We start from the raw sequence: 26,574 nt of genomic DNA on the forward strand, positions 1-26,574 counted from the left end.
ATACAACGCCCTGGGCGTTGTTGCCAGCCCTGCATTTACCTCGCTGTACTGAAGTACTGTCTTCGGGGCGGCACCTGGCCCTGGGCATTTTCTCAGCGGCTCCTGGTCTGCGCGCATGAGTATCCAATGGCGCCGCTGGCGCTAATCCGACCTGCGCGACCTGCGCGACCTACGCCTGACCTCGCTTATCACTACACCACCACGATATTCGCCTGCGCCTTGAGCGGGCAGGGCAGGGTGTCGTCGAAGGTGATTTCGATGGCGCTGGCGACGAACATGCCGCCGATGTGCTGGGCGGCGATTTCGGGCGGCGTGCCGGGCTTGGTCAGGTTGACGTCCTGGGCGAAAACGAAGACGCGCCAGGTACCGTAGACCTTTTGATCATATTGCAGCAAGGTGCGGTAAGCCCGCTTCAGGTCCAGGCTGCCTGCGTAGACGCCATCGTTGGCGCCCGGATCGAAGCCCAGACCGTCATCGGTCAGCGATTCGACGAAATACAGGCCCTGCGGTGCCTGGAACAGCACGAAGGCATACAGCTCCGTGCCGCGGAACACATTGCCATTGTCGCGCTTGAAGCTGGCGCGCAGCCACAGCGGTTCGTAGGCTTGCACGACGGCGGGCGTATCCGTTTCCACGGGCCCGGCCAGGTGGATGTTGACCTGCGTTTCGCTCACGGCATGCTGGTAGGTGGCGCCCGTGGTGAAACGTTGATACTCCCAGCTGATGTCGGCCGTGTAGGGCAGGCCCGCGTTCGGCGCTTCCGGCAACACCCATTTCGCCACCACGCGCTCGGCCAGGGTCAGTTCGCCGGCGGCCGGTGGTGTTGCTTCCTGGCCACGCCAGAACGGGTCCGCGATATCGGAGCAGGCGACGGCGATGGCGCCCGAGGCGATGGCCGAGGCCACGCCCGCCACCGTGAATTCGGGCTGGCCCGAGCCGGCGCCTTCCAGCGAGCAGCAGTCGACGCTGGGATCGGTTTCCTCGAACGGACCGCCCACGCTGAAGCTGGCCTTGCCGGAACCGAGCGCGGCCGAAATGATGGCTACCAGCGCGGCGATGATGGCGATGATAATGGCGAGTATCTTCCACCACGGGTCGGAAAACGGCAGCTCGCCATGCGTGCCCGCATAGGCGGGGTTCGGCGTCCAGACGAGGGTCATGCCGGTCGGCACGATGGGCCCCAGGCCGGGCGGGCAGCGGCACGCATTTGCCCCACCTTTCCCATCTGTACCCGTGCTGCCCCAGCGCTTGCCCGGCAGGTGGCCTTGCGGCTTGGACAGTTCCAGTGTGCCTTCCTCGACCGTGCACGTGTACGTGTTGGTGGCGCTGTCGAAGCGCGTCTGCGAGACGAAGATTTGCTGGATCGAGCGGTGCGGCAGGTAGCCGTCCGCCTTGGCGACGAAGCTGACGAGTCTCTTGCCGGGCGCCGCATGCTGGAAATCGGCATCCCACATCACCAGCATGGCCGCGCCGGCCGGGATGCTGGCAAAGAAGAAGGTGCGCGCCACGGGCACGATGCCGGGGTCGCCCACGCTTTCCAGGTACACGGTGACATTGTTCAGGGCGCTGCTGGACATATTGGTGACGTGGGCGGCGATGCGCAAGCCATAGATGGCATTGTCGAAGATGCCATCGGGCAGCATGATGTTGGTGACGGGCTCGATCGCGAACGGCCGCGTCAGCACCTGCAGGGGGGTAGCGCTCATGATGCTTGCTCCTCGGGGCTTTGCTGGTCTTGCGCTTGCTCTTTCTCGAGGTCGGTGACGATATACGTGATGCCGCCCATGACCTTGCCTTCCTGGCTCTCCAGCACGCGCAGCAGCGCATACTGGCGTGGCGGCACGGCTTCGGCGCGCACGCTCAGGTACACGGCCTGCGCCTGGCCGCGCGGCACTTCCAGCGCCAGCTTTTGCTCGCCGGGCGCATCGCCATTGCAGTGGGGCGTGCGCGCCAGGCCCGCTATCAGGCGGGCGTCCCTGGCCGGCTGCCAGCGCTCGAGTCCCAGGGTGGCCAGCAGGTGTTCCGGCAGCTCGCCGCCCTGCTCAATCTGCAATTCCACTTTTTTCGTTGTGCGGGGCAGGGCCGCCACCGCGATGGCCAGCGATTGCGCGCGCCTTGCCGCCAGCACCACGGTGACATTGCGCTGGGCAATCTGCTCGTGCAAGGTGGGCTGGAAGGGAAAGCCGTTGGGCAGGGGATCGGGCAGCGGATTGATGTCGCCCGCGCCGTGGGCCACGGCCAGCAGGCATTCGTGGCCGCCGTTGACGATGACGGGGACCCAGGGCACCAGGCACAGCACTTCCTGCGTGGCGCCCGGCGGCAAGTCGGCAAACGCGGAGCCGATCTGCGTGGCGGCTCCGACGGCGATCTGGCCGGAAGGGTCGGCCCAGTAAAAGTCCACGCGCACGCCGTTCGAGGCGCTGTTGCCCGTGTTGTGCACGCGGCCCCACAGGTAGTTGGCGGTGCCGGCGATGGGCGCGCCGGGCGGGCCATTCGGATCATTGCCCGGCACGACCCAGATATCCGCGCTGTCCCACCACCAGGGCTGGCCGTCTTCGATGATCAGGTGAGCTGGCATGGCGTTCTCCTTGTCCTTGGCCGCTGCTGGTAGCTTAGACCGCTGCGGCGGATGCTTTTTGATCGGTATCAAGGCCATGAAACACGGCGCCGTTGCGCCGTTGCCGTGCTTGCGTAAGGTAATATTGCGGCAGAACGCAGTGGAATGACTCCAGGAAAAGGTTGGAATGTGCTTGAAACAGTGAATGACGTTTGCATCAACGCCGCTTGCGGCCGGACCTTGCCGCTGCGCGTGGCGCATTGCCCGTTTTGCGGCGCGTGCCAGATAGCGCAAGCGCCTGTTCTGGAGAAAGCCGTGGCGCCGCCGCCGGTGCCGCGCATGCCGTCGCCCGTGCCCGTCGCGCCTCCCACGCCTGCGCCTGCTCCAATGCCGCAGCCCGCGCCGCAGTCCGCACCCGCGCCCAAGCCCGTCCCGCCAGCACCTGTCGCGCCGGCCAAGGCACCGCCCGCAAAACCGGCCGTCAAGGGTTCTGTGCCGCCACCGCGCCCGCCCGTGCGCTTGCGCACGTGGATCGCGGCGGCAGTGGTATTGACCGGCATCTGGTTCTTCAACAAGCCGGCGGACAAGCCAGCCAGCGTGGCGGAACAGGTCGAAGCCGCCACGGCGCTGGCGGCGCAGTGCGACCTGGACGGGGCGCGCAGCGCGCTGGCCGTGCTGAAAAGCGCCAAGGCGCCCGCCGCGCACCTGAAACGTTTGCAGGCAAGCATCACCAAGTCCGCGGCCGCCTGCGACAGGCAACAGCAGCGGGCACAGGCGTTGACGGCGCTGCAAGACAGCGTCAGCCAGGCCCTCGATGGGGGCAAGCCGGATCTGGCCGCCACGCGCCTGGCCGCTTACGTGAAACGCTGGGGCGACGATCCCGACACCCTGGAACTCGATGCCAAGGTGAAAGTAGCGCTGGCCAGCGCCCAGCTCGACCTGGCCGACGCCTGCCTGGCGCGTTCGGACCGGGTTTGCCTGGAAAACAGCCTGATCGCCGCCGAGCGCTACAAACGGCCGGAACTGGCGGCGCGCACGCAGACGCTGCGCACGGCGTTGTCGCAATTGCTCGAGCGTTCGCTGCTCGATGCGGTGCCGGGAGCGGGCCAATAACACCAGCATGAAAAACGCCCGCCGCGGCCAGGCCGTGCGGGCGTCGCGCCTGTCGGCGGGCGCGATTACTCTTGCGGCACCAGCGCCAGCGCCGCGCTGAAGTCGCCCATCGGCTTGCCGCCGTTGGCCACCAGCGCCTTGTCGCGCGTGCTCAAGCCATCGAGCACGGGCAACGCAAAACGGTGCGTGATGGCGCGCAGGATGGACGCCGAATCGTATTGCGTATGATCAACTAATCCCTTTTTCACGTACGGCGAGACGAGGATGGCGGGCACGCGCGTGCCGGGACCCCAGCGGTCGCCCTTCGGCGGTGCCGCGTGATCGTAAAAGCCGCCGTTTTCATCGTAGGTGACGATGACCAGCATGTTCTTCCACTGCGGACTCTTTTTCAGCTGGGCGATGACGCTGGCGATGTGCGCGTCGCCGTCGGCCACGCTGGCATAGCCCGCGTGCTGGTTCAAGTTGCCCTGCGGCTTGTAGAAGGTCACGGGCGGCAGCTTGCCGGCGCCCGCGTCGCTGAGGAACTGGCTGTCGAAGTCTCGCAGGTGGGCGGCGCGGTAGGCGGGCGCCTTCACCGGGTCCATGTTGGCAAAGTAATTGAACGGCTGGTGGTGGAACTGGAAGTTCGGCGGATTCGGGAAGCTGCCGGCGCGCGCGCTGGCCGTGGCCAGGGCCGTCGTGTCTTTCCAGGCGCCTGCATACCAGGCCCAGTCGATGTTCTTGCCAGAGAGCAAGTCGCCGATATTCGTCTGCGTTTGCGGCGGCAGGGTGGTGGCCTTGCCCGTGTCCGCATACAGCTTGCTGCTGTCGCCGGACGCCGGGGCGTTGCTGCTGGGCTGGAACGGCGGCTGCATGGTGTTGACGGCATAGAACATGCCCGTGCTGTCGGCCGGCGTCAGCGCGCCGTCATTGGCATACGCAGGCGCGCCGTTCAGCACGGTGCCCGGCGCCGTGGCGGACGGCGTCAGGCGCAGGAAGTTGCCCTTGGCATCGACGTCGATCTTGGCGATCGAGCCCTTGGCCACCGAAGTGTCGGCGTTCGGGTAGGTGGGCGCGCAGGCGCAGATCAGGTACTGGTGCGTGAGGAAGGAGCCGCCGAAGGCGCCGATGAACAGGTTGTCGGCCAGCGCATATTGCCTGGCGATGTCCCACAGCTGCATCTTGCTGCCGTCGTAATAGCCCATGCTCAAACCGCCCGCATCGGAATAGGCCGTAAACTTGTCGTTGGCGCCGCCGTTGATCTGCATCTGGTTGTTGTAGAAGCGGTGCACGAGGTCGCGCGTGATCACCGATTGCGGCAGGTACAGGGGGCTGGCGGCGTCGTCGATCTGGAACGGTTTGTTCGGCAGGTTGGCCGATTGCGCCTGGGTGATGACGGTACTCTGGCCGGCTGCCGTCATGCCGCCCCAGGTGGGCGGCAGCACGGGCAGGGTGCTGCCGTCGTAGTCTTTCTGCGCTACATACGAGGACGTCGATGTCGGATTGACGCCCGGCACGCCGTTCGCGCCCGGGAACAGGCCGTACAGATTGTCGAAGCCGCGGTTTTCCGCGTAGATGACGACGATGGTCTGGATATTGTTCAGCGCCAGGGCGCCGTTCAGGGCGGCCAGCGCATCGGCGGGCGCCGCTTGTGCGCTGGCGCTGGCGATCAAGGCCGTCACGCTGGCGTTTTCCGCCTTCAGTTTCGCCAGCTCGTCGCCGCTGGCCTTGTTGAAGTCGGACGCCAGGCCCGCTTCCGACACGCCCAGGCGCGCGGCCAGCTTGCTGCTGGCGGCCGCAAAGTCGCCGCCGTTGCCATCCATGACTTGCGCCAGCTCCGTCGACAGGGCGCTCACAAACGCGCTGTGGCCGGCGGGCGCGCGCAGCAGCAGTTTTTGCGTCACCTTGCTGCCGCTGTCGCCGATGGCTTCATGGCGGATGGCGTCCGTGCCGATGGTCACCAGCACGGCGCCCTGGCCATCGAGGGTGTAGCTGCCGTCGGCGGCCGTGCGCACGGTGGCGGAGGCGTTGTCGCACGTCAGCTTGGCGGTGGCGCTTTCCAGGCACACCTGGGCGTTTTCATAGTAGCTGCCGATCACCTGGCCTTGGGTGCCGGGTGTGATCGCATAGTCGCTGCCGCAGGCGGCCAGGCCCAGCGACAGTAACAACGGCAGGGGCCGCAGGGAGGGTTTTGCGTGCAAGTTCATGTTCATGCCTTCTGGGTGGAAAACGTCGCATGCTAGGCAGGCAATATGTCAGCTGCGTGACATGTCAGCGCCTGTTACATGACGTAATGTACGAACTTGATACATGAGGTTTTGCGGGGTTTTGTCACGCAGCTGTCACATGCCGTTGCTACGCTGCCAGCCCATGATGAAAACGATACCCCCTCTGCTGCTTGCCCTTTGCATGCTGTCCGCCTGCCAGCCCGCGCCGCCGCCAGAAGCCCAGGCCGCCCCCGCGCCCGCCTACCTGGCCGCGGCCTACGCGCCGAGCCTGAAGCGCCAGCCTTCGGTGGCGGCAATGACGGCCATGGGCCGCGCCATGTTTTTCGAGCCCGGCCTGTCCGTGTCGGGCAAGCTGGCCTGCGCCAGCTGCCACAGTCCTGAACACGCGTACGGCCCGCCGAATGCGCTGGCGGTGCAGCTGGGCGGCCCGGAATTGAAGGATGCGGGCACGCGCGCGGCGCCCTCGCTGCGCTACCTGCAGACGGCGCCCGCCTTCAGCGAGCACTATCACGACGACGATGGCGACGACAGCGTCGACGCGGGTCCCACGGGCGGGCGCAACTGGGATGGCCGTGCCCAGTCCGGCCATGAGCAGGCGCTGGCGCCCTTGCTGTCGCCGCGCGAGATGGGCAACCGCGACGGGGCCGCCGTCGTCGCCAAGCTGCGGGCCGGTCCGCTGGCGGCGCAGTTCCGCCAGACGTATGGCGCGGATATTTTCGAGCAGCCGGGCCAGGCGCTGCGCTGGGCGCTGATGTCGCTGGAAGTGTTCCAGGAAAGCCCGGCCGACTTCTACCCCTACACGAGCAAGTACGATGCCGTGCTGCGCAAGCAGGCCGTCCTGAGCCCGCAGGAAGCGCGCGGCCTGGCCCTGTTCAACGATGAACGCAAGGGCAATTGCGCCTCCTGCCATATCAGCCAGGTGAGTGCCGGCGGCGCCTTCCCGCAATTTACGGATTACGGCTTGATCAATATCGGCGTGCCGCGCAACGGCAAGCTGCCAGTCAATGCGGACCCGGCGTTCTTTGACCTGGGACTGTGCGGCCCGGACCGCACCGACTTGACGCAGCACAAGGAATATTGCGGCAGCTTCAAGACGCCGTCCCTGCGCAACGTCGCCCTGCGCAAGGTGTTTTTCCACAACGGCAGCTTTGACAGCCTGGAACAGGTGCTGCGTTTTTACGTGCAGCGCGACACGGCGCCGCAAAAATGGTATCCAAAGGATAAGCACGGCAAGGTGCGAAAATACAACGATATGCCGCCGGGAATGGAAGCGAACGTGAACGTGGAAGCGCCGTTCGACCGCCAGCCGGGCCAGGCGCCCGCCCTGAACGCGGCGGAGATCGCCGACGTGATCGCCTTCCTGCACACTCTGACGGATGGCTATCGGGCGCCCCGTCCTGCGCAGGGAAAACATGGCTAAAAAATATCAAGATACCATTGCTTACAACTACGCCACAAAAGCGTGTTTTTATGTGCGTTAGCGCACGCTAGAAAATTTTAGGCAGGTGTATATTGCGAACTGATCTGTGTCTTTTGATAACAATGAAAGGGAATATCATGAAAGTAAGCAAAAATTGGATGACCGTGTGCGCCGCCGGGATGATGGTCGTGGCACTGGCCGCCTGCCAGAAGAAGAGCGATGTCGCCGCCGGTCCGGCCGAGCAAGCGGGCCAGAAGATCGATGCGGCCGCTGCCAAGGCTGAAGCCGACATCAAGGCCGCCGCTACCAAGGCTGACGCTGCCGTGAGCCAGGCCGCTGCCGATACGGGCGCCAAGATGGACCAGGTCGCCGCTGACGCCGACAAGAAAATGAGCGAAGCGGCCGACGCCGTCGGCAAGAAAGTGGAAAAAGCGGGCGAAAAGATGCAGGACGCCGCGCACAAGTAATCATCGCGATAACATCGCCAGGGCCGGCCACCGCCGGTCCGCTCCCCGCAGCGGCCGTCAGGAGACGGCCGCTGCGGTCACGCCATCGCTGGCGCCAGCCCGGCTGCCCCGCGTCGCCGTGCCCGTAGCGGCAGTATCGCCCCCGTCCGTTCCCCCCAGCACCACGCTCAGATCGACAAAGCCGTCGCGCCACGCGCGTTCCAGGTCTTGCTCCACCGCTTCCAGGGTCGTTCTTTCCACCTGCTGAAAACCGCGCAAGCCATACGCCCGGTTGCGCCCGTGCGCCTTGGCCAGGTACAGCGCCATGTCGATCAGGTTGACGCTGCGTTCCCACGTGAGCGGGCGTCCCAGCGGCGCCAGCGGATAGGGCGCAAAGCCCACGGAGACGTGCACCTGGATGGCCTGTCCCTGGTAGTGGATGACCTGCGCCGCCATGCCGTTGAGGATGCGCCGTGCGATATCGTCGAGTCCGTCGCGCGCGACGGCCGGCAGGAAGGCGAGGAATTCCTCGCCGCCCCAGCGCACGATCATGTCCGTTTCGCGCAACACGTCGTGCAAGGTTTCGGCGATCGTCGTCAGCACCAGGTCGCCCGCGGCATGGCCGTAACGGTCGTTGATGTGCTTGAAATGGTCGACATCGAGCAGGAACAGCGCGCCCACGACATCGGCGCCGCCGTAGGCCGGCTGCGGCTTACCAGCATGGCTGCGCATGAATTCCTGGAAATGGCGGCGGTTGTACAGGGCCGTCAGCGGGTCGCGCGAACTCTGGCGCTTGAGTTCCTGGTTTTTCACCTTCAGCTGCACGTTCGCGTGGCGCACCTTGCGGTACAGCAAGCCGACGATGGCGGACGCCATGGCCAGTACCAGCGCCAGCAGCCACCACACGCGCTGCTGCAGGCGGCGGTTGTCGATTTCCGTGCTCTTGAGCTGATTTTCGCGGCTCAGCAGCTCGATCTGGCGCTGCTTCTTTTCCGCCTCATACTTTTCTTGCAGCTCATACACGGCTTTTTGCCGTTGTTTCTCGAACAACTGGTTCGAGATGCCCCGCTCGCGGTGGTAGGCTGTCACGGCGCCGCGCAGGTCGCCCGCCTTTTCCAGCGCCGTGCCGTATTCCAGCAGCACGGCCTGCATGTCCGGCTGGTTGGCCGTGCGTTCGTAGTAGGCCAGGCCCGTGGCCACGCTTTGCTTGCCTTCCTGCAGGCGTCCCTGGCCGATCAGCGCCTGGCCGATGTTCAGGCGCGCCGTCGCCTCCACCTGTTCATTGTTGACCAGGCGCCCCGCCGTGATGGCTTCATTCGCATAGCGCAGCGCGCGCACGTAGTCGCCTTCCTTCAGGTAGCTGTCCGACAGGTTGACGAGGGTAACGGCCACCATGCCGCGCGCGTCCAGCTGGCGTTCCAGCGCCAGGGCCGCCAGCAGGGCGCGCTGGCCCCGCTGCGGCTGCTGCGCGTCGAGCGCCAGCCCGTATTCCGTATTCTTCGCCTGCGCCATGCGGCCCGGCGACGCCAGGGTGCCGGATACGGCCAGCAATTCATCGAGCACCGCGAAGCCCTTGTCGTATTCGCGCATCTGCGTGTACAGCAGGGTGAGGGCATTCAGGGCGGCGGCCAGGCTGGTGGGGGAGTTGCTCTGGCGCGCCAGGTCGACGGCCGCCTGCAGCTTGGCCAGCGCAAACGGGAAATTGCCTTCCTCGGCCCACGACTGGCCCGCGCTGATGGTCGCCTGCACGCGCACGGGCAGGTCGTCCGTGCGGTTGGCGATGCGTTCCGCTTCGAAGGCCAGCAGGTGTGAGGCGCGGCGTTCGTTCATGGCAAACGTGATGTAGGCTTTGCAGAGCACGCCTTTCGCCAGCGCCACGTCGTTCTTGTTGGCGCGGGCGTAGGCGATCAGCTCCTCGGCCAGCTGCATGGCGAGGTCGTTCTGCCCCAGGCGCATGCGGACGGTGCTCAGCTGGGTCAGGAATTCCGCGCGCACGGGCAGGGGGGCGCTGCGCGCCTGCGTTTCCACCTCTTGCAGGCGCTGCAGGGCGCGCGCGGGCACGAAGCGGCCATCCTCGCGCACGGCGGCAATCTGCTGCTCCAGGTTGCCGGACTGGGCATGGACTGCGGGCGGCAGCAGGCAGGCCAGTACCAGCAGCCAATGCGCCTTTCGCCATGATGCCCGTCTCTGTCTGCCTGCCAACGTCCCGCTCCCGCAATGACCACCTGTCTTGAACAGATTATATTCTGTTGCAATCAAGAAATATCATGCGGTGCGCAGAAATTTGCGAAAGTGCACACGGCAGGCATTGACAAGGCCCCCTTACTGCGCCAGCTGCTGCAGCAGGTACAGGCGCTGGTACAGGCCGCCTTCGATCTGCATCAGGGCGTCGTGCGGCCCCGCTTCCGTGATGCGGCCGTGATTCAGGACGATGATCCGGTCGGCTTCGCGGATGGTCGACAGGCGGTGGGCGATGGCGATGATGGTCACCTTGCCGCGCAATTCATTGAGGGCCAGCTGCACGATCTGCTCCGTCTGGCTATCGATGCGCGACGTCGCTTCGTCCAGCAGCAAGATGCGCGGCTGGCCGGCCAGCGCGCGGGCAATCGCGATCAGCTGCTTCTGCCCCGACGACAGGCGCGAGCCGCCTTCGCCCAGCGGCGTGTCGTAGCCGTGTTCCAGCGCGGCGATGAAATCGTGCGCATGTGCGGCGCGCGCTGCCGTCTCGATCTGCTGCTGCGTGTAGCCGCGGCCCATGTCGATGTTTTCGCGCGCGGAGGCGGCCAGCAGGAAGGGGTCTTGCGGCACCAGGCCCACGTCGGCGCGGAAATGCTCGTTGTCGATGCTGTCGAGGGCGACGCCGTTGATGGCGATGCTGCCCTGTGTGACGGGGTAGAAGCGCAGCAACAAGGAGAGCAGGGTCGACTTGCCGCTGCCCGTGTGGCCGACGATGCCGAAGAAGGCGCCTTGCGGGATGGTCAGCGACAGGTCGTGCAGCACGGGCTGGTTTTCCACGTAGGCGAAGGTCAGGCGGGAAATGTCCACGGCGGGCAGGTCGACGCCCGCTTTCGCCTGCCGCAGGGCCGGTGTTTCCCTTCCCTGCGCGTGTTCGAGCGCCTGCGCTTCGTCCAACAGGGCCGAGACGCGCGCCGTCGCCACCACAGATTGCTGCAATTGACTGAACTGCATGGTGATCTGGATCAAGGGTTCGATCACGCGCGCGATGTAGCTGATGAACGCGTACAGCACGCCCACTTCCACGGCGCCCATCTCGCGCCGACCGAAGCTGAAGATGACGACGGCCAGCAGCACGATGTTGAGCATGTCGAGCGCGGGGCGCAGCAGCCAGGCGTTGGCGCGCAATTCCTGCATGCGCGCCGTGTAGTGGTCCTGGTTGATGCCCGTGAAGCGCGCGCCGAAGCGCTTTTCCGCGTTATTCGCCTGCAGCACGCTCATGCCGCCGATCGATTCGGCGATCTGTCCGTTGATTTCGCTGCGCAGGGCGCGCGCGCGCGTGACGGCCGGCGCGCTCCAGCGCTGGTACAGGAAGACGATGACCAGCACGGCCGGCAGCAGGGCCAGCACGATCAGCATCAGCCGCCAGTCGAGGAAGGCCATGGCGGCCATGGTGCCGACCAGCACGATGGAGCTGTCGAGGATGACGAACAGCACTTGCACGTACAGAGATTTCACGGCCTCCGTGTCGTTGGTGACGCGGCTGACCAGCTGGCCCGTGATGGCGCGGTCGAAAAAACTCATCGGCAGGCGCAGCACGTGCTGGTATACGGTTTCGCGCAGGCGCTGCACCGAGCGCATGGCCAGGCCGGACAGGCGCACCAGCTGCAGGTAGCGCAGGCCGGAAGCGACCCAGCCCGTCAGCAGGCAGCCGCCCAGCAGCAGGGACATGCGCGTCCAGTCCAGGTTGCGCGGCAGCAGATGCTGGTCGATCAGGGCCTTGCCCAGGATCGGCCCCGTCACTTCCAGGGCGGCGGCGAGGATCAGCCAGAATGTGGCCCAGTACAGGTGGCGCAGGTCGGGCGCGGCGGCGCGACGCAGCAGGCCGATGGCTTGCGCGGCCTGGCGGCGCACGGATTGCGTGGCGGTGGTGGCGTGGTCGTTCTTAGATGGCATCGAGGCTGGCCTCCAGTTGTTGATAGCGCCACTGGCTGGCATACCAGCCGTCGCGCTGCATCAGCGCGTCGTGGTTGCCCGTTTCCGTCACGTGGCCGTCGCGCAGCACCAAAATCAGGTCGGCGTTGACGACGGCGCTCAGGCGGTGGCTGGCGATGATGGCGCTACGCTCGGGGCGGCGCGCGCGCAATTCTTCCAGGTGCTGCAGGATGCGCGTTTCCGTGCCCGTGTCGACGGCCGACAGCGCATCATCCAAGAGCAGCAAGCCGTTGTCGGCCAGCAGGGCACGGGCGATCGCCACGCGCTGGCGCTGGCCGCCGGACAGGGTGATGCCCTTTTCGCCCACGTGGGTCTGGTAGCCGTCGGGGAATTGCAGGATATCGTCGTGGATGTCGGCCAGCTGCGCCGCCCGTTCCACTTCCTCGCGCGTGGCGCCGGGACGGGCCAGGGCGATATTGTCGGCGATGGTGGCGGAGAACAGGAACGATTCCTGCGGCACCCAGCTGATGGCCGCGCGCAGCGCATGCAGGGTGTAGGCGTCCAGCGGCTGGCCATTCCACGTGGCCGTGCCCGATTGCGGCGTGACCTGGCGCAGCAGCACGCGCAGCAGGGTCGACTTGCCGCTGCCCGTGGGGCCCACCAGGCCCAGGGTCTGGCCCGGCTGCAGGCGCAGCGAGATGCCGGACAGCGCGGGCGCCGTCTGGCCTGTGTACGCAAAGCCGATGTCCTGCAATTGCAGGGGGCCGGGCGTCAGCGTATCAATAGTGCCATGGTCGTCGATGGCCAGCGGCGCATCGAGCATCGGCTGCAGGCGCTGCCAGGCGGCGCGGCCCCGTTCGATCAGCGAGAGCACCCAGCCGGCGGCGAACATGGGCCAGATCAGCTGGCCCAGGTACATGGAAAAGCTCGTCAGCGCGCCGATGGTCAGCTGGTCTTGCCACACGAGGTAGCCGCCCAGGCCCAGGGTCAGCGCCGTGGCGGCCGTCAGGGTCAGGCCGACGGCCGGCTCGTACGCCGCTTCCCAGCGCTGCGCCGTCAGGCTGGCGTTGGCCGCGTGGCCGGCCAGGGTGGAAAACTGCTTGCTGCTGCGCTCTTCCAGGCCCAGCGCGCGCAGGGTGCGCACGCCCGACAGCGATTCCTGCACATGGTCGTTCAGCGCGGAAAAGCGTTTCAGCGAATCCGTCGACGCCGTGTGGATATGGCTGGAGATGCGCCAGAAGGCCAGTCCCATCAGCGGGAAGGGCAGGAGGGCGATGCAGGCCAGGCGCCAGTCCACGCCCAGCAGCATGATGCCCAGCACCATCAGCAGGGTCAGGGTGCCGTCGAAGCCGGCCAGCATGGCTTCGCCGGCGGCCATTTCGATGGCGTCGATGTCGTTCGTCGCCAGCGCCATCAGGTCACCCGTGCGCTGGTTCTGGTAAAACGACGCGCCCTGCTGCGACATGCGCGTGTAGAAGCGCGTGCGCAGCATCACGCCCAGCTGGTAGGCGGCCTTGAACAGGGTGATGCGCCAGCCCACGCGCAGGAAGTAAATGACGACGCCCACGGCGAGCAGGGTCAGCAGCTCAAGCCACAGTTCGGCCGCCGTCATGCGGTGTGCGGCCAGGGCGTCGATGATGGCGCCCACGCGGCGCGGGATCCAGACGGTCAGTGTTGCCACGCCTGTCAGCATGACGGCAGCGGCGGCATACGCCGGCCAATGCTGACGCACGAAGCCGGCGATGAGCCTCGATAAACTCATGGTTACCTTTTGTTTTGAATAATGGGGTGTCGCGGGGCGGAAGGACGGGCACGCGGACGGAAAGTACGCGTAGGATACAACAAGGCGGAAAAGCGCGCTGTGGGCGGGCACGCAAAAAACGGGCCGTAGCCCGTTGTTTTGCTGCATCAGTGCCGTGCGCGAGGCTTACTTGCGACCGCTGCCTTTGCCGCCCAGCATGTCGAGCTGTTTCGATGGCGTGCCCTTAGGCGCAACCTTGGCTGCCGGCTTGGCGGCTGGCGCAGGGGCGTGCTTCACGGCGGCCTTGGCCACGGTCTTGCCGGCGGCGCTGGCTGGCTTGGCGGCCGGTTTGCTTGTAGGAAATGGTTTCGCGGCCGGCTTGGCCGGTGCGGGCGCGGCGGCTTTCGCTGGCGCGGCGACGGGCGCCGGTGCGGGCTTGACCGCTTCAGGCTTGGCTGCCGGCTTGGCTTCGACCGCTTTCACGGCAGGCTTGTCGGCAATCTTCTCGGCAACCTTGGCAGGCGCCGCTTCCGGTTTGGCTGCCGGCGCGGCGACTGGTGCGGGGGCTGGCGCTGCCTTGGCGGCAGGCTTGACCACGTCTGCAGGCTTGGCGGCAACGGGGGCAGGTGCCGCTGCAGGCGCAGGTACGGCGGCCAGCGCGGGCTTGGCTGCTGCAGGCGCGGGAGCGATGGCAGGGGCGACCGCATCGAGGCGGGCCTTGGCCGAGGCCAGCAATTCAGCCTGGGTGCTCGAGGCGATGCCGAACAGCTGGCGGCTGTAGGCCAGCACGCTTTCGATGTTCGGCTGGGCCTGGCTGGTGCTGTAGCTGAAGAAGTCGCGCGGATCCTGCGTTTCCAGCAGGTGCTGCGCCGTTTCCGCCGTGTGCGACAGGGCGGCCTTGCCTGCATTCAGGTTCAGGGCGATGATTTTCTCGGCGCTTTCAAAGACTTTGCTGGTGAGGGTGCTGAAGATTTGCAGCTGGTTTTCCAGTTGCGACTTGGCGGCGCTGGAAAATTGTTCAGGAAGCGGAAACATATTTACTCCTTTGTACGGATTAAAATGCTGGCAAAACGCTCTGCAAAATCCCGAAAACCAGAGTTGGCCGCGTTTTGTAAAGTGGGTAGCGCGCTAAAAGCTGATCATGGACTTTTTATGATGCAACGCAATATGAATATTCTAGCGGTGATTCGAGTTAGTTGAAAGCTATTTTCTCAAGGGCGTGCGCCGCATGTTTGCCACGGGCTGGCTGTATTCATGCGCCTGGCAGCATTTGCAGAAAGTTTGCGCGTGCGCAAAGCGTTGTCATGGAATCTATGGCTACGCTTTTGCCAGTGAGTATATTCGTGCACTGCAGCATCCTTGAGGAAATAAGATGACAATGCACTGGAAGCACCAGGTACCGCAGTCAACCGAAGGAGTGTCCGCATGGACCTAGTCATCCGCAATGCCAGCCTGCCCGACGGGCGCCGCGCCATCGATATCGCCATCGAGGGCGGCCGCATCGCCGCCGTCGGCCCCGCCTTGCCCGTGACGGGCGCGCAAGAGATCGACGCCGCCGGCGACCTGGTCACGCCACCGTTTGTCGACGCCCACTTCCACATGGATGCCACGCTCAGCTATGGCCTGCCGCGCGTGAACGCCTCCGGTACTTTGCTCGAAGGCATCGCCCTGTGGGGCGAATTGAAGCCGCAATTGACGCAGCAGGCGCTGGTGGACCGCGCCTTGCAGTATTGCGACTGGGCCGTGGCGCGCGGCTTGCTGGCCATCCGCTCGCACGTGGACATCTGCGACCCGCGCCTGCTGGCCGTCGAAGCGCTGCTCGACGTGAAACGCCAGGTGGCGCCGTATCTGGATTTGCAGCTGGTGGCCTTCCCGCAGGATGGCATCCTGCGCAGCCCCGGCGCCTTCGACAATCTGAAGCGCGCCATCGCCATGGGCGTCGACGTGGTGGGCGGCATCCCGCATTTCGAGCGCACCATGGCCGACGGCGCGGAATCCGTGCGCCTGCTGTGCGAATTTGCCTGCGAACGGGGCCTGATGGTGGACATGCATTGCGACGAGTCGGACGACCCGCTGTCGCGTCACATCGAAACCCTGGCCTTCCACAGCCAGCGCCTTGGCATGCAGGGCAGGGTGACGGGGTCGCACCTGACGTCCATGCATTCGATGGACAATTATTATGTGAGCAAACTGCTGCCGCTGATCCGCGAGGCGGGCGTGGCGGCCATCGCCAACCCCCTCATCAACATCACCCTGCAGGCGCGCCACGATACGTATCCGAAGCGGCGCGGCATGACGCGCGTGCCCGAGATGCTGGCCGCCGGCATTCCCGTCGCCTTTGGCCACGACTGCGTGATGGATCCGTGGTACAGCCTCGGTTCGGGCGATATGCTGGAAGTGGCGCACATGGGACTGCACGTGGCGCAGATGACGGGCCAGCAAGCGATGCACGACTGCTTCCTGGCCGTGACGGAGACGCCGGCGCGCATCCTCGGTCTCGAAGGCTACGGCATCGCGCCCGGCTGCCATGCGGACTTGCTGATCCTCGATTGCAGTTCGACGGTGGAAGCGCTGCGCCTGCGCGCGGCGCGGCGCCTGGTGCTGCGGCGCGGGAAAATCGTCAGCGAATCGCCCCGCGCACAATCGCGCCTGCACCTGCCGGGGCGGCCCGATAGTGTGAATTTCCGCCTGGGGCGCTGATACAATCAGCCATCACTTGTTATCGGGAGCACCGCCTTGAAAGAAATTGACATCCGCCCGGCCACCGAAGCCGATTTTGACGCCATGTGGCCGATCTTCCAGACGCTGGTGGCCGCCGGCGACACCTATACCTTCCCCGCCGATACCACGCGCGAAGCGTGCCACGCCTACTGGTTCGGCCCTGGCGTGCAAAGCTTCGTCGCCGTGATGGGCACGGAGCGGCTGCTGGGCATGTACAAGCTGGTGGCGAACCAGCCGGGCCATGGCTCGCACGTGGCCAATGCCTCGTTCATGGTCGATCCGGCCGCGCAGGGCGTGGGCGTGGGCCGTCTGCTGGGCGTGCACTGCATGGAAGAAGCGCGCCGCGCGGGCTACCTGGCGATGCAGTTCAACTTCGTCGTCAGTACCAACCTGGCCGCCGTCACCCTGTGGAAAAAACTGGGCTTCACGGTGGTCGCCACCCTGCCGCTGGCCTACCGCCACGCGCAACTGGGCTATGTGGACGCCTACGTGATGTACCAGCTGCTGAGCGACCCGATGCAGTGGCCGGCATGAGCGGCGCCATCACCATCTGCGAGACGCCGCGCCTGCGCCTGCGCACCGTGACGCCGGACGATGCGGCCTTCTATCTGGAGCTGGTCAACGACCCGTCGTGGATCGCCAACATCGGCCAGCGCAACCTCCACACCGTGGAGGCGGCCCGCGCGGCCCTGGAAACGGGGCCGATGGCGCAGTTCCGCGAGCAGGGCTATTCCCTGTACATCGTCGAGCGCCGCAGCGATGGCGCGCCTGTGGGCATGGCTGGCCTGGTGCGGCGCGACAGCCTGCCCGGCCCCGATATCGGCTATGCCATTCGTCCCGCCCACTGGGGCCAGGGCTATGCCTACGAGGCGGCGGCCGCCATCGTGCGGCACGCGCAGCAGGTACTGCGCCTGCGCACCCTGTACGGCATCACTTCGCAGCAGAACCAGGCGTCGATCAATCTGCTCAACAAGCTTGGGCTGCGCTTCGAGCGCTTCTCGCGCCTGCCGCCGGAGGGCAGGGAGACGAATATCTACCGCAAGGATTTTCGCCAGGATTGAGCGGCAAATCCGTATCGGCGAAGTGAAAAAAAGTATTTAGAAACCGGCGCCTTTTGTAGTGGTGATGCGCCGTCTTTGTTTTTATAGTGGTTTCACCGGTGGAAAACCGCCGGACTATAAAAATGGAGACGTGTTATGAAAATCATGACTGCTGTTGCATGGGGCGCCCTCATGTCCGCCGGGTTTGCAGACGCCTCGGCGCAAAGCTGCTCGGTGCCCGTGATCAAGGTGCTGGCGCAAAAAAGCCTGGGCCTGACGGTGATGGAAAAGACCCTCGCCGAGTATGAAAAGAAAAGCGGCACCAAGGTACAAATCAGCTATTTCGGCGAAAACGACCGCCGCTCCAAGGCCAGGCTCGATGCTTCCACCAAGGCCGGCTCCTACCAGATCTACTACATCGACGAAGCCAACGTGGCCGAATTTGCCACGGCCGGCTGGGTCGTCCCCCTGCTCAAATACCTGCCCAAGGAAGCCGACTACGACGACTTCCTGCCGGGCCGCCGCGCCGTCGCCTCGTACAAGGGCGTGGCGTATTTCGCGCCCCTGATCGGCGGCAGCGACTTCCTGTTCTACCGCCGCGACCTGCTGGAAAAGGCCGGCATTGCCGTGCCGAAGACGCTCGACGAACTGGTCGCCGCCGTCAAGAAAATGAACAGCCCGCCGAATGTCTACGGCTGGGCAGCGCGGGGCCAGCGCGGCTCTGGCATGAATGTCTGGCGCTGGTCGCCGTTCATGCTGGCCGCCGGCGGCAAGTGGGAAAAGGATGGCGTGCCGACCTTCAATTCGCCGCAGGCCGTGAAAGCGACCACCCTGTACCGCGACCTGTTCAAGTATTCGCCGCCGGGCGGCGCCACCTACGACTGGAGCAATGCGCTCGAAGCGTTCAGGTCGGGCAAGGTGGCCTTCATGATCGAGTCGACGCCCTTCGCCGACTGGATGGAAGACCCGAAAAAATCGTCGGTGGTCGACAAGGTCGGCTACGTGCGCCCGCCCGCGCCGCTGGCGTCGGCCGCGTACGGCCATGGTCTGGCCATTTCCGCCACAGGAGCCAAAGATGAATGCACGCGCCAGGCGGCCGGCAAGTTCATCGCTTTCGCCACGGGAAAGGAGCAGGAACAGGCGCGCCTGAAGGACAACGTCTTCAGCGACTACAACCGCACCAGCACCATCAACAGCGACTACTTCCGCAAGCACGTCAAGCCGCAGATCCAGGCGGGCCTGACGGACACCACGCCCGTCTCGCGCGTCACCATCTGGCCTAGCCCAGAGTGGCCGGACATCGGCGACAACCTGGGCGTGGTGCTGGAAGAAGTGTTTACGGGCACGCGCGGCGACGTGCAGAGCGCGCTCGATGAGGCGAATGAGTATGCGACGGAAGTGATGCAGCGGGCCAACAGGCGTAAATAAGCCCTTATCGCCAACGACTCCACCAGCTAAAACCAGGGGTCAGACCCGACGGGTCTGACCCCAGCTCTTGCTTTTGGGGTAACGCCAGCGCTTGTCCGTTCTCGTTTGAAAGCCATGACCATGCCGCATTCCATCCGTCAAAAACGCCACACCTGGCTGCCGGCCGTCTTCCTGACGCTGCCGCTGCTGATCCTGCTGATACTGGGCCTGGTGCCCACCATCGCCGCCATCAACCTGGCCCTGCAAAACCGCGTGCTGCGCTACAGCGACAGCGACTACGTCGGCTTTGCCAATTTTCTCCGCCTGTTCGGCGACCGCCGCTTCGTCAATGCCGTGCAGGTGTCGGCCATCTGGGAAGTGGTGACTGTGGCCGGCTCGCTGATCGTCGGCGTGCTGCTGGCCGTGTTCCTGTTCGAGCGAGTCAAGGGCCGCACCCGCGACATCATCGCGCTGCTCCTGATCGTGCCGGTGCTGCTGCCGCGCGTGTCGGCCGCCTTTATCTGGAAGTTCATGTATTCGCCGCTGATGGGCATTTTGAACTGGCTGCTGGAAATCGTGGGCCTGGGCGGCACGGCCTTGCTGTCTGACCCTGTCACGGCCCTGTACGCGGTGGCGCTGGTCGACATCTGGCAGTGGGGCCTGTTCTTCGGCGCCGTCATCCTGAAGCTGCTGGAAACCCTGTCCGCCGAACCGCTGGAAGCGGCGCGCCTCGACTACGCCAGCACGCTCCAGGTGTATGCGTACATTGCGCTGCCGATGCTGAAGGTACCCATCATGAGTCTCGTGTTCATCAAGATGGTCGAGTCGCTGCGCTCGTTCGACCTGATTTACGTGATGACCAAGGGCGGCCCCGGCATCTCCACCGAAACGCTGGACATGTACGCGTATGCGCAAGGCATCGGCCTGATGGGCAAGGTGTCGTACGCGTCCAGCATGGCCGTGCTGATGATGCTGGCCACCACCGTCATCTTCACCTTACTCTGGAAGCGGGTCGCCAAATGGGAAAATTAACGATCAGGCGCGGCGTTGGCGCCGTCACCACCACTGCCATCACCACGGTGATCGTCCTTGTGGCGCTGTTTCCCATCCTGTGGGCCGTGCTCAATTCCTTCAAGGAGCTGATGGACATCGTCACGCCCGTGCCGCGCTTTTTCTTCAGCCCGACCCTGGCTAACTACAAGCAGGTGCTGGCCAGTCCGGAAGTGCTGACGGGACTGGGCAACAGCGTGGCCATCGTCGGCGTGGCCGTGCTCCTGGGCGCTGTGCTGGGCGTGCCGGCCGCGTATGCGATCGCCCGCTATCCGGTTCCCGCCAAGAAGGATATCCAGTTCTTCCTGCTGTCCTTGCGCTTCTTGCCGCCCGTGGCCGTCGCCATTCCACTGATTTCGATCTGGATCGACCTGGGCTTGTACGACTCGCGCCTGTCGATGGTGGTGACGTATCTGCTGGTGACCTTGTCGACCATCATCTGGCTGTCGATTCCCGCCTTTGCGCGCATCCCGAAAGAGATCGAGGAAGCGGCGGCGCTCGATGGCTATGGCCCGTACCAGGTGTTCTGGCACGTTGCCCTGCCGGTGGCCTCGAAGACCCTGATGGGCGGCATCGTCTTCAGCTTCGTGCTGGTCTGGAATGAACTGATGATCGCGCTGGCGCTCACCTCGTCGAAAAGCATGACCCTGCCCGTGGTGGCGTCGGCTTTCACGTCGATGGGGCAGGAAGTGCCGTGGGGCGTGGTGAACGCTTCCACCGTGCTGCTGGCGCTGCCGCCGCTGCTGTTCGTCGGCATCCTGGGCCGGTTGCTCAACTCCATGCTCAAACATAAATAACGATAAACAAGGAAGACAATCATGCAAGCACTCGTACTGGAACAGGCGCATTCAATCACCTTGCGCGACATCGACGTGCCGCTCGCCGTCGGCCCGCGCGACGTGAAAATCAGGATTCATACCGTAGGTATCTGCGGCAGCGACGTGCATTACTTCAAGCACGGCAGGATCGGCCCCTTCGCCGTCGAGGCGCCGATGGTGCTCGGCCACGAGGCCTCCGGCGTGGTGGCGGAAGTGGGCGATGAAGTCACGCACCTGAAGGTGGGCGACCGGGTCTGCATGGAGCCGGGCGTGCCGCAGTTCGATTCGCCGGCCACCATGCGCGGCCTGTACAACCTCGATCCGGCGGTGCGCTTCTGGGCCACGCCGCCCATCCACGGCTGCCTCACGCCGTACGTCGTGCATCCGGCCGCGTTCACCTTCAAGCTGCCCGACAGCGTCAGCTTCGGCGAAGGCGCCATCGTCGAACCGCTGGCCATCGGCTTGCAGGCGGCGAAAAAGGCGGCCATCAAGCCGGGTGACGTGGCCGTGGTGATCGGCGCGGGCACCATCGGCGCCATGAATGCGCTGGCCGCGCTGGCGGGCGGCTGCTCGCGCGTGATCCTGGCCGACCTGGTGCCGGAAAAGCTGGCCCTGTTCGCGGACAATCCCGCCGTGACCACGGTCGACGTGCGCCACGCCAGCCTGGCCGACACGGTGCGCGAGGCTACCGATGGCTGGGGAGCCGACATCGTCTTCGAGGCCAGCGGCAGCATGCGCGCCTACGACAACATCGTCGACCTGCTGTGCCCGAACGGCTGCCTGGTGCTGGTCGGCATGCCGCCGGATAAGGTGCCTTTGGATATCGTCGCCATCCAGGCCAAGGAAGTGCGCATCGAGTCGGTGTTCCGCTACGCGAACATCTTCCCGCGCGCCATCGCCTTGCTGGCCTCCGGCAAGATCGACGTCAAGCCCTTCATTTCGCGCACCTTCGGCTTTGCCGACGGCGTGCAGGCGTTCGAGGAAGCGGCCAAGGGCCATCCGCGCGACGTCAAGATCCAGATCGAACTGGCGGGAGACTGATCATGGCAAATATCGCCTGCAGGCAGCTGCACAAGACGTATGACGAGAAGACGGCCGTGCTGCAGCCGTTCGACCTGGAAATCGATGACGGCGAATTCATCGTCCTGCTGGGGCCATCGGGCTGCGGCAAGTCGACCTTGCTGCGCATGATCGCGGGCCTGGAAGACATCAGCGGCGGCGAGCTGCTGATCGGCGGCGCCGTCGTTAACGACTTGCCGCCCCGCGCGCGCAACGTGGCGATGGTATTCCAGAACTACGCGCTGTATCCGCACATGACGGTGTACGACAATATCGCCTTCGGCCTGCGCCGCCTGAAGGTGCCGAACGACGAGATCGAGCGTCGCGTGCGCGAGGTGGCGGCCATCCTCAGCCTGGACAGCCTGCTCGATCGCAAGCCACGCGCCATGTCGGGCGGCCAGCAGCAGCGCACGGCGATTGCGCGCGCCATGATCAAGACGCCGCAGGTGTTCCTGTTCGACGAACCGCTGTCGAATCTCGATGCCAAGCTGCGCGCGCAGCTGCGTGCCGACATCAAGCGCTTGCACCGTCGCTTGCGCACCACCACGTTGTACGTCACGCACGACCAGCTCGAAGCGATGACCCTGGCCGACCGGGTGGTGCTGATGAAAGGCGGGCATATCGAGCAGATCGGCACGCCGGCGGAACTGTACAACCATCCGCGCACCCTGTTCGCGGCCGGCTTCATCGGCACGCCGGCCATGAACTTCATCGATGGCGTCGTCGAAAAGGAGGGCGGACAAACGGTGCTGGTGTGCGCCGGCTACCGCTGGCCCCTGGTGTCGCCACGCTTCGCCGCGCTGCCGGCGGGCATGCGCGTGGTCTTCGGCCTGCGCCCGAATCATTTGCGGGCGGCGCCAGCGCAGGCACGAACGCAGGAACCGGCTGGCACGCATGGCCTGGCGTGCGTGGTCGACCTGGTCGAGCTGCTGGGCGCGGAAGCGCTGATCAGTTTTCAGTGCGGCGCCTTGACCTTGTCGGCCCTGCTGCCGGCGAATGCGGCCAACAGTGCGGTGCAGGTAGGGCAGACCCTGGCGCTGGCCTTCGATGAAGAGCACATGCATCTGTTCGACGCCGACAGCGGGCTGGCCGTGGCGCTCAGTGGTCAGTAAGTGGTTAGAATAGCTGGCACCGAGACTGCGCAAGGGAACTGCCGTGACGCCTGACCTGGAACTGATCCACAAACCGATCCACGAATCGTTTCGCGCGTGGGCGCACGGCTTTCCGCACACCGTGGCGAAATGGCATTTTCATCCCGAGTACGAGCTGCACTTCATCATTACATCGAGCGGAAAATTTTTTATCGGCGACCATATCGGCAGTTACGGGGCGGGCAATCTGATCCTGACAGGGCCGAACCTGCCGCATAACTGGGTCAGCGAATTGCCGGAAGGCGTGGTCCTGCCCGAGCGCGACCTGGTGCTGCAGTTTTCCAGCGACTTCATCGAACGTTGCGCGCTGCTGTTCCCGGAAATGGCGCCCCTGAAAGCCCTGCTGGCCGAGGCGGGCAGGGGCTTGCAGTTTCCCGATGCGCTGGGCCTGCGCCTGGTGCCGCTGATGAAGGAATTGACGACGGCGCAGGGCTTGCGCCGCGTCGAACTGTTTACGCGCCTGTTCGGCGAGCTGTGCGACTGCCGCGAGCGGCGCCCGCTGGCCAGCGTCACCTACCTGGCGCAGGCGGGGCGCTACATGTCGTCCACCATCAACCTGGTGCTGGCCTACATCAAGCAGAACATCACCCTGGATTTCTGCGAGCAGGACGTGGCCGACGTGGCGGAAATGAACACCTTGAAATTCACGCGTTTCTTCCGCAAGCATACGGGCACCTCGTTCATTCAATACGTGAACCAGGAGCGCATCGCTCTGGCCTGCGAGCTGCTGATGAACACGGACATGAAGGTTACCGATATCTGCTACCGCACTGGATTCAACAACCTTTCCAATTTCAACCGCCAGTTTTTGGCCCACAAGCAGATGTCGCCGTCGAAATTCCGCTCCTGCCTGCTGATGAACATGCCCGAGCCGTCAGGCGACGGCCATTCTTAACTTTCTTTTGGAATCAAATGACTTATCTCGGTATCGATATCGGCACTTCCGAAGTCAAGGCCATCCTCACCGATGACGCCCAGGCCATCCTTGCCAGCGCCGGCGTGACCCTGCGCGTCTCCAGTCCCCATCCCGGCTGGTCGGAACAGAATCCCGAGGATTGGTGGCATGCCACCCTGGACGTCATCGCCGCCATCCGCGTCGCGCAGCCGGTGGCGTTTTCCGGCCTGCGCGGCATCGCCCTGTCGGGCCAGATGCATGGCGCCACCCTGCTCGACAAGCAGCAGCACGTGCTGCGCGCGGCCATCCTGTGGAACGATACGCGCGCGTTTGCCGAATGCGTGGAACTGGAAGCATTGGTGCCCGAGTCGCGCGCCATCACGGGCAACCAGGCCATGCCGGGTTTTACGGCGCCCAAGCTGCTGTGGCTGCAAAAGTACGAACCGTCGCTGTTCCGCGCCACGGCCAAGGTCTTGCTGCCGAAGGATTACGTGGCGCTGCGCTTGACAGGCGAGTATGTGTCCGACATGTCCGACGCTTCCGGCACCCTGTGGCTGGACGTGGCCAGGCGCGACTGGTCCGAGCGCATGCTGGCCGCTACTGGCTTGACGCGCGAGCATATGCCGCGCCTCGTCGAAGGTAGCGCCGCCGCCGCGCAGGTGCGCCCATCCCTGTGCCAGGAGTGGGGCATCGCGCATCCGGTGCTGCTGGCCGGCGGCGCGGGCGACAACGCGGCCGCCGCCGTGGGCCTGGGCGTGGTGGAGCCGGGCGCCGGCCTGCTGTCGCTGGGTACCTCGGGCGTGCTGTTCGCGGGCAGCGATGGTTTTGCGCCGAATCCGGGCCAGGGCGTGCATGCGTTCTGCCATTGCCTGCCCGAGCGCTGGCACCAGATGAGCGTGATCCTCAGCGCCGCCTCCAGCCTCAGTTGGGTGGCGCGGCTGACGCAGTCGGGCGACATCGGCGAACTGACAAGGCTGGCGGAGAACGTCGAGGCGCGCACGGCACCCATCTTCCTGCCGTATTTGAGCGGCGAACGCACGCCGCACAACGACGCCTCCGCGCGCGGCGTGTTTTTCGGCCTGTCGACGGAACACGGGCGCGCCGAGCTGGCCTACAGCGCGATGGAAGGCGTGGCCTTTGCCATGGCCGACGGCAACGCAGCCTTGCGCAGCGCCGGCACGCAGCTGCAGGAAGCGTCATTCGTGGGCGGCGGTTCGCGCAGCCGCTTCTGGGCCCAGCTGTGCGCGAATGCGTCCGGCCTGGACGTGCTGCGCCACGACCATGGCGTGGCCGGCGGCACCATGGGCGCGGCGCGCCTGGCGCAGATGGCGGTGACGGGCTTGCCGCCCGCGCAGGTGTGCACGCGCCCGCCCGTGCAGGAAACGGTGGCGCCGCAAGCGTCCGCCGTGCTAGACGACCGCCTGGCGCGCTACCGGCGCCTGTATCCGCTGCTGCGCGCGGAGTTCGCGGGAGCGGCTGCGCACTGACGCCGGCAGGTATTTTTGCATTGACATACGCAACGTATGTCAATAACATGCTTTCACATACGCTACGTATGTGAAAGGACTGACCATGCCCGTCTCCACCGTATCACCCCCGCGCCGCAGCCGCAGCAGCATGATCGAGGAAACCCGCGCCCGGCTGCTGGCGGCGGCGCGCCATGCGTTCGCCGAGCAGGGGTATGCGAATACCTCGATGGATGATTTCACGGCCGCCGCCGGCCTGACCCGCGGCGCGCTGTACCACCATTTCGGCAGCAAGGAAAAATTGCTGCTTGCCGTGATCGATCAGCTCGAGGGCGAAGTGGGCGAGCGCCTGCAAGCCATGGCGGACGCCGCGCCCTCTTCGTGGCAAGCGTTTCGCCGCCGCTGCCAGGGCTACCTGGAACTGGCGCTGGTGCCCGAACTGCGCCGCATCATCCTGCAGGATGCGCGCGCCATGTTCGGCGACGTGCCGCAGGCGCACCAGAGCGTCGGCATCGCCGCGTTGCAGGCGGCGCTGCAGGGGCTGATCGATGAAGGCGTGGCGCTGCCTGCGCATACTGGCGTGACGGCCCGCATGCTGTATGGCGCCGTGACCGAAGCGGCCTTCTGGATCGCCGAAGCCGATGGCGACCCGCCCGCGCGGCTGGCCATGTCGCTGGCCGCCCTCGACAAGCTGCTCAGCGGCCTGCTGGCCGACCCCGCATCCGCTTTCACTTCCCAGGAACCGCCCCATGCAATGGAAAAATAACGCCGACCGTTTTGGTGCGCTCGCCAAGTTCTTTCACTGGACCAGCGCCGCCGCCTTTATCGGCGCGTATGTCGTTGTCTACTATGTGATCTGGTTCCTGGACGAAGAGGCGCCCGGTACGCTGGCGGTATTGAACGTGCACTGGATGCTGGGCTTACTGGTGGGCGCGCTGGTGCTGCCGCGCCTGGCGTGGCGGCTGCTCGACGTGCAGCCGCAGGACCCGCCCGGCTCCGCGCTGGAGCACAAACTGGCGCACGCCGCGCACTGGGGCCTGTATGGCTTGCTGATCGTGCTGCCCCTGACCGGCTACGTGGGCACGGGCCTGCATACCGACTTTGGCCTGTTTACCGTGCCCAGCTTTCGCGATACGGCGCTGTTCGAGTCGATGGCGACGACTTTCGGCGTGACATGGGAAAGCTTCGAGGCGCCGGTGGATATCGTGCACCACTTCCTGGGCAAATGGGTAGCCTGGGGCGTGGTGGGCCTGCATGTGCTGGCCGCCGTGTTCCATCACCGCGTGCGCAAGGACGATGTACTGACCCGCATGCTGCCTTGATGCGGGTACGGGCAAGCTTGCCCGGATGACCATGACGGTGACGGAAAATCA

Annotated in this window: 21 protein-coding genes and 1 pseudogene; 15 read left to right on the forward strand and 7 right to left on the reverse strand. The window is 65.3% G+C overall.

Annotation, left to right across the window (positions count from 1 at the left end; translation table 11 throughout):
* Window positions 1-191: 191 nt before the first annotated feature.
* Both VPH40_RS22845 and VPH40_RS22850 read right to left on the reverse strand, forming a co-directional pair.
* Window positions 192-1,706 carry a hypothetical protein gene (locus VPH40_RS22845; protein ID WP_328574594.1) on the reverse strand — a complete coding sequence of 505 codons (1,515 nt, stop codon included), beginning with the start codon at window positions 1,704-1,706 and terminating at the stop codon, window positions 192-194.
* Entirely contained in the window at window positions 1,703-2,578 is an 876-nt protein-coding gene (locus VPH40_RS22850) for a hypothetical protein (RefSeq protein WP_328574595.1), read from the reverse strand. The genes VPH40_RS22845 and VPH40_RS22850 overlap by 4 nt, the downstream gene beginning before the upstream one ends.
* Window positions 2,579-2,746: 168 nt before the next feature.
* Here VPH40_RS22850 and VPH40_RS22855 point away from each other — a divergent pair, with 168 nt between their 5' ends.
* Complete coding sequence (locus tag VPH40_RS22855) at window positions 2,747-3,670, forward strand: hypothetical protein (RefSeq protein ID WP_328574596.1); 924 nt, start codon at window positions 2,747-2,749, stop codon at window positions 3,668-3,670.
* 65 nt (window positions 3,671-3,735) lie between these two features.
* On the opposite strand, the gene acpA is transcribed toward VPH40_RS22855, so the two are convergent.
* Entirely contained in the window at window positions 3,736-5,856 is a 2,121-nt protein-coding gene (gene acpA / locus VPH40_RS22860) for an acid phosphatase (protein WP_328574597.1), read from the reverse strand.
* Between the two features lie 166 nt (window positions 5,857-6,022).
* Between acpA and VPH40_RS22865 the strand changes: the two genes are divergently transcribed.
* Window positions 6,023-7,297, forward strand: coding sequence for a cytochrome-c peroxidase (locus VPH40_RS22865; RefSeq protein ID WP_328574682.1), 1,275 nt, complete (start codon window positions 6,023-6,025; stop codon window positions 7,295-7,297).
* A gap of 137 nt (window positions 7,298-7,434) precedes the next feature.
* The gene (locus VPH40_RS22870) at window positions 7,435-7,764 is read left to right on the forward strand and encodes a hypothetical protein (RefSeq protein WP_077408123.1); all 330 of its coding nucleotides are present in this window, start codon (window positions 7,435-7,437) and stop codon (window positions 7,762-7,764) included.
* 57 nt (window positions 7,765-7,821) lie between these two features.
* Here the strand turns inward: VPH40_RS22870 and VPH40_RS22875 are convergent, their stop codons facing one another.
* The 4 genes from VPH40_RS22875 to VPH40_RS22890 form a co-directional block, all read right to left on the reverse strand.
* A complete protein-coding gene (locus tag VPH40_RS22875) occupies window positions 7,822-9,945 on the reverse strand; it encodes a sensor domain-containing diguanylate cyclase (protein ID WP_328574598.1) in 2,124 nt (707 codons plus the stop codon).
* Window positions 9,946-10,065: 120 nt separating this feature from the next.
* Window positions 10,066-11,874 carry an ABC transporter ATP-binding protein gene (locus VPH40_RS22880; protein ID WP_328574599.1) on the reverse strand — a complete coding sequence of 603 codons (1,809 nt, stop codon included), beginning with the start codon at window positions 11,872-11,874 and terminating at the stop codon, window positions 10,066-10,068.
* Window positions 11,864-13,615, reverse strand: coding sequence for an ABC transporter ATP-binding protein (locus VPH40_RS22885; protein ID WP_305053010.1), 1,752 nt, complete (start codon window positions 13,613-13,615; stop codon window positions 11,864-11,866). The genes VPH40_RS22880 and VPH40_RS22885 overlap by 11 nt, the downstream gene beginning before the upstream one ends.
* A gap of 165 nt (window positions 13,616-13,780) precedes the next feature.
* Window positions 13,781-14,629, reverse strand: a complete 849-nt coding sequence (locus VPH40_RS22890; RefSeq protein WP_305053009.1) for a phasin family protein — start codon at window positions 14,627-14,629, stop codon at window positions 13,781-13,783.
* A 390-nt stretch (window positions 14,630-15,019) separates the two neighbouring features.
* On the opposite strand from VPH40_RS22890, the gene VPH40_RS22895 reads away from it, so the two are divergent.
* The 12 genes and pseudogenes from VPH40_RS22895 (at window position 15,020) to VPH40_RS22950 (ending at window position 26,523) form a co-directional block, all read left to right on the forward strand.
* Complete coding sequence (locus tag VPH40_RS22895) at window positions 15,020-16,294, forward strand: amidohydrolase family protein (RefSeq protein WP_305053008.1); 1,275 nt, start codon at window positions 15,020-15,022, stop codon at window positions 16,292-16,294.
* A 36-nt stretch (window positions 16,295-16,330) separates the two neighbouring features.
* Window positions 16,331-16,849 (forward strand): GNAT family N-acetyltransferase, encoded by a 519-nt coding sequence (locus VPH40_RS22900; RefSeq protein WP_099666740.1) that lies wholly within the window; start codon window positions 16,331-16,333, stop codon window positions 16,847-16,849.
* On the forward strand, window positions 16,846-17,376 hold the full coding sequence (locus VPH40_RS22905; RefSeq protein ID WP_328574600.1) for a GNAT family N-acetyltransferase: 531 nt from the start codon (window positions 16,846-16,848) through the stop codon (window positions 17,374-17,376). The genes VPH40_RS22900 and VPH40_RS22905 overlap by 4 nt, the downstream gene beginning before the upstream one ends.
* Window positions 17,377-17,511: 135 nt before the next feature.
* A complete protein-coding gene (locus tag VPH40_RS22910; RefSeq protein WP_435526496.1) occupies window positions 17,512-18,783 on the forward strand; it encodes an ABC transporter substrate-binding protein in 1,272 nt (423 codons plus the stop codon).
* A gap of 114 nt (window positions 18,784-18,897) precedes the next feature.
* Window positions 18,898-19,794, forward strand: a complete 897-nt coding sequence (locus VPH40_RS22915) for a carbohydrate ABC transporter permease (protein ID WP_328574601.1) — start codon at window positions 18,898-18,900, stop codon at window positions 19,792-19,794.
* On the forward strand, window positions 19,782-20,609 hold the full coding sequence (locus tag VPH40_RS22920; RefSeq protein ID WP_328574602.1) for a carbohydrate ABC transporter permease: 828 nt from the start codon (window positions 19,782-19,784) through the stop codon (window positions 20,607-20,609). The genes VPH40_RS22915 and VPH40_RS22920 overlap by 13 nt, the downstream gene beginning before the upstream one ends.
* Window positions 20,610-20,630: 21 nt before the next feature.
* A complete protein-coding gene (locus VPH40_RS22925) occupies window positions 20,631-21,671 on the forward strand; it encodes an NAD(P)-dependent alcohol dehydrogenase (RefSeq protein ID WP_328574603.1) in 1,041 nt (346 codons plus the stop codon).
* Window positions 21,672-21,673: 2 nt separating this feature from the next.
* Window positions 21,674-22,789 (forward strand): annotated as a pseudogene (locus VPH40_RS22930) (ABC transporter ATP-binding protein); the annotation flags it as partial.
* A 55-nt stretch (window positions 22,790-22,844) separates the two neighbouring features.
* On the forward strand, window positions 22,845-23,735 hold the full coding sequence (locus VPH40_RS22935; RefSeq protein ID WP_152250393.1) for an AraC family transcriptional regulator: 891 nt from the start codon (window positions 22,845-22,847) through the stop codon (window positions 23,733-23,735).
* A gap of 17 nt (window positions 23,736-23,752) precedes the next feature.
* Window positions 23,753-25,222 carry a xylulokinase gene (gene xylB / locus VPH40_RS22940; RefSeq protein WP_328574604.1) on the forward strand — a complete coding sequence of 490 codons (1,470 nt, stop codon included), beginning with the start codon at window positions 23,753-23,755 and terminating at the stop codon, window positions 25,220-25,222.
* Window positions 25,223-25,307: 85 nt separating this feature from the next.
* Window positions 25,308-25,967 (forward strand): TetR/AcrR family transcriptional regulator, encoded by a 660-nt coding sequence (locus tag VPH40_RS22945; RefSeq protein ID WP_289916947.1) that lies wholly within the window; start codon window positions 25,308-25,310, stop codon window positions 25,965-25,967.
* Entirely contained in the window at window positions 25,951-26,523 is a 573-nt protein-coding gene (locus VPH40_RS22950) for a cytochrome b (protein WP_328574605.1), read from the forward strand. The genes VPH40_RS22945 and VPH40_RS22950 overlap by 17 nt, the downstream gene beginning before the upstream one ends.
* Window positions 26,524-26,574: the final 51 nt, after the last annotated feature.

Origin of the sequence: Janthinobacterium sp. P210005, assembly GCF_036231865.1 — a bacterium.
GTDB classification, from domain to species: domain Bacteria; phylum Pseudomonadota; class Gammaproteobacteria; order Burkholderiales; family Burkholderiaceae_D; genus Janthinobacterium; species Janthinobacterium kumbetense.

Bases quoted from the DNA above. Each gene is read 5' to 3' on its own strand.
- VPH40_RS22880 (WP_328574599.1), bottom strand. From the start codon at position 11,874: ATGCCATCTAAGAACGACCACGCCACCACCGCCACGCAATCCGTGCGC.
- VPH40_RS22915 (WP_328574601.1), top strand. From the start codon at position 18,898: ATGACCATGCCGCATTCCATCCGTCAAAAACGCCACACCTGGCTGCCG.
- VPH40_RS22885 (WP_305053010.1), bottom strand. From the start codon at position 13,615: ATGAGTTTATCGAGGCTCATCGCCGGCTTCGTGCGTCAGCATTGGCCG.
- VPH40_RS22905 (WP_328574600.1), top strand. From the start codon at position 16,846: ATGAGCGGCGCCATCACCATCTGCGAGACGCCGCGCCTGCGCCTGCGC.
- VPH40_RS22890 (WP_305053009.1), bottom strand. From the start codon at position 14,629: ATGTTTCCGCTTCCTGAACAATTTTCCAGCGCCGCCAAGTCGCAACTG.
- VPH40_RS22865 (WP_328574682.1), top strand. From the start codon at position 6,023: ATGAAAACGATACCCCCTCTGCTGCTTGCCCTTTGCATGCTGTCCGCC.
- VPH40_RS22945 (WP_289916947.1), top strand. From the start codon at position 25,308: ATGCCCGTCTCCACCGTATCACCCCCGCGCCGCAGCCGCAGCAGCATG.
- acpA (WP_328574597.1), bottom strand. From the start codon at position 5,856: ATGAACTTGCACGCAAAACCCTCCCTGCGGCCCCTGCCGTTGTTACTG.
- VPH40_RS22870 (WP_077408123.1), top strand. From the start codon at position 7,435: ATGAAAGTAAGCAAAAATTGGATGACCGTGTGCGCCGCCGGGATGATG.
- VPH40_RS22950 (WP_328574605.1), top strand. From the start codon at position 25,951: ATGCAATGGAAAAATAACGCCGACCGTTTTGGTGCGCTCGCCAAGTTC.
- VPH40_RS22910 (WP_435526496.1), top strand. From the start codon at position 17,512: ATGAAAATCATGACTGCTGTTGCATGGGGCGCCCTCATGTCCGCCGGG.
- VPH40_RS22850 (WP_328574595.1), bottom strand. From the start codon at position 2,578: ATGCCAGCTCACCTGATCATCGAAGACGGCCAGCCCTGGTGGTGGGAC.
- VPH40_RS22925 (WP_328574603.1), top strand. From the start codon at position 20,631: ATGCAAGCACTCGTACTGGAACAGGCGCATTCAATCACCTTGCGCGAC.
- VPH40_RS22920 (WP_328574602.1), top strand. From the start codon at position 19,782: ATGGGAAAATTAACGATCAGGCGCGGCGTTGGCGCCGTCACCACCACT.
- xylB (WP_328574604.1), top strand. From the start codon at position 23,753: ATGACTTATCTCGGTATCGATATCGGCACTTCCGAAGTCAAGGCCATC.
- VPH40_RS22845 (WP_328574594.1), bottom strand. From the start codon at position 1,706: ATGAGCGCTACCCCCCTGCAGGTGCTGACGCGGCCGTTCGCGATCGAG.
- VPH40_RS22895 (WP_305053008.1), top strand. From the start codon at position 15,020: ATGGACCTAGTCATCCGCAATGCCAGCCTGCCCGACGGGCGCCGCGCC.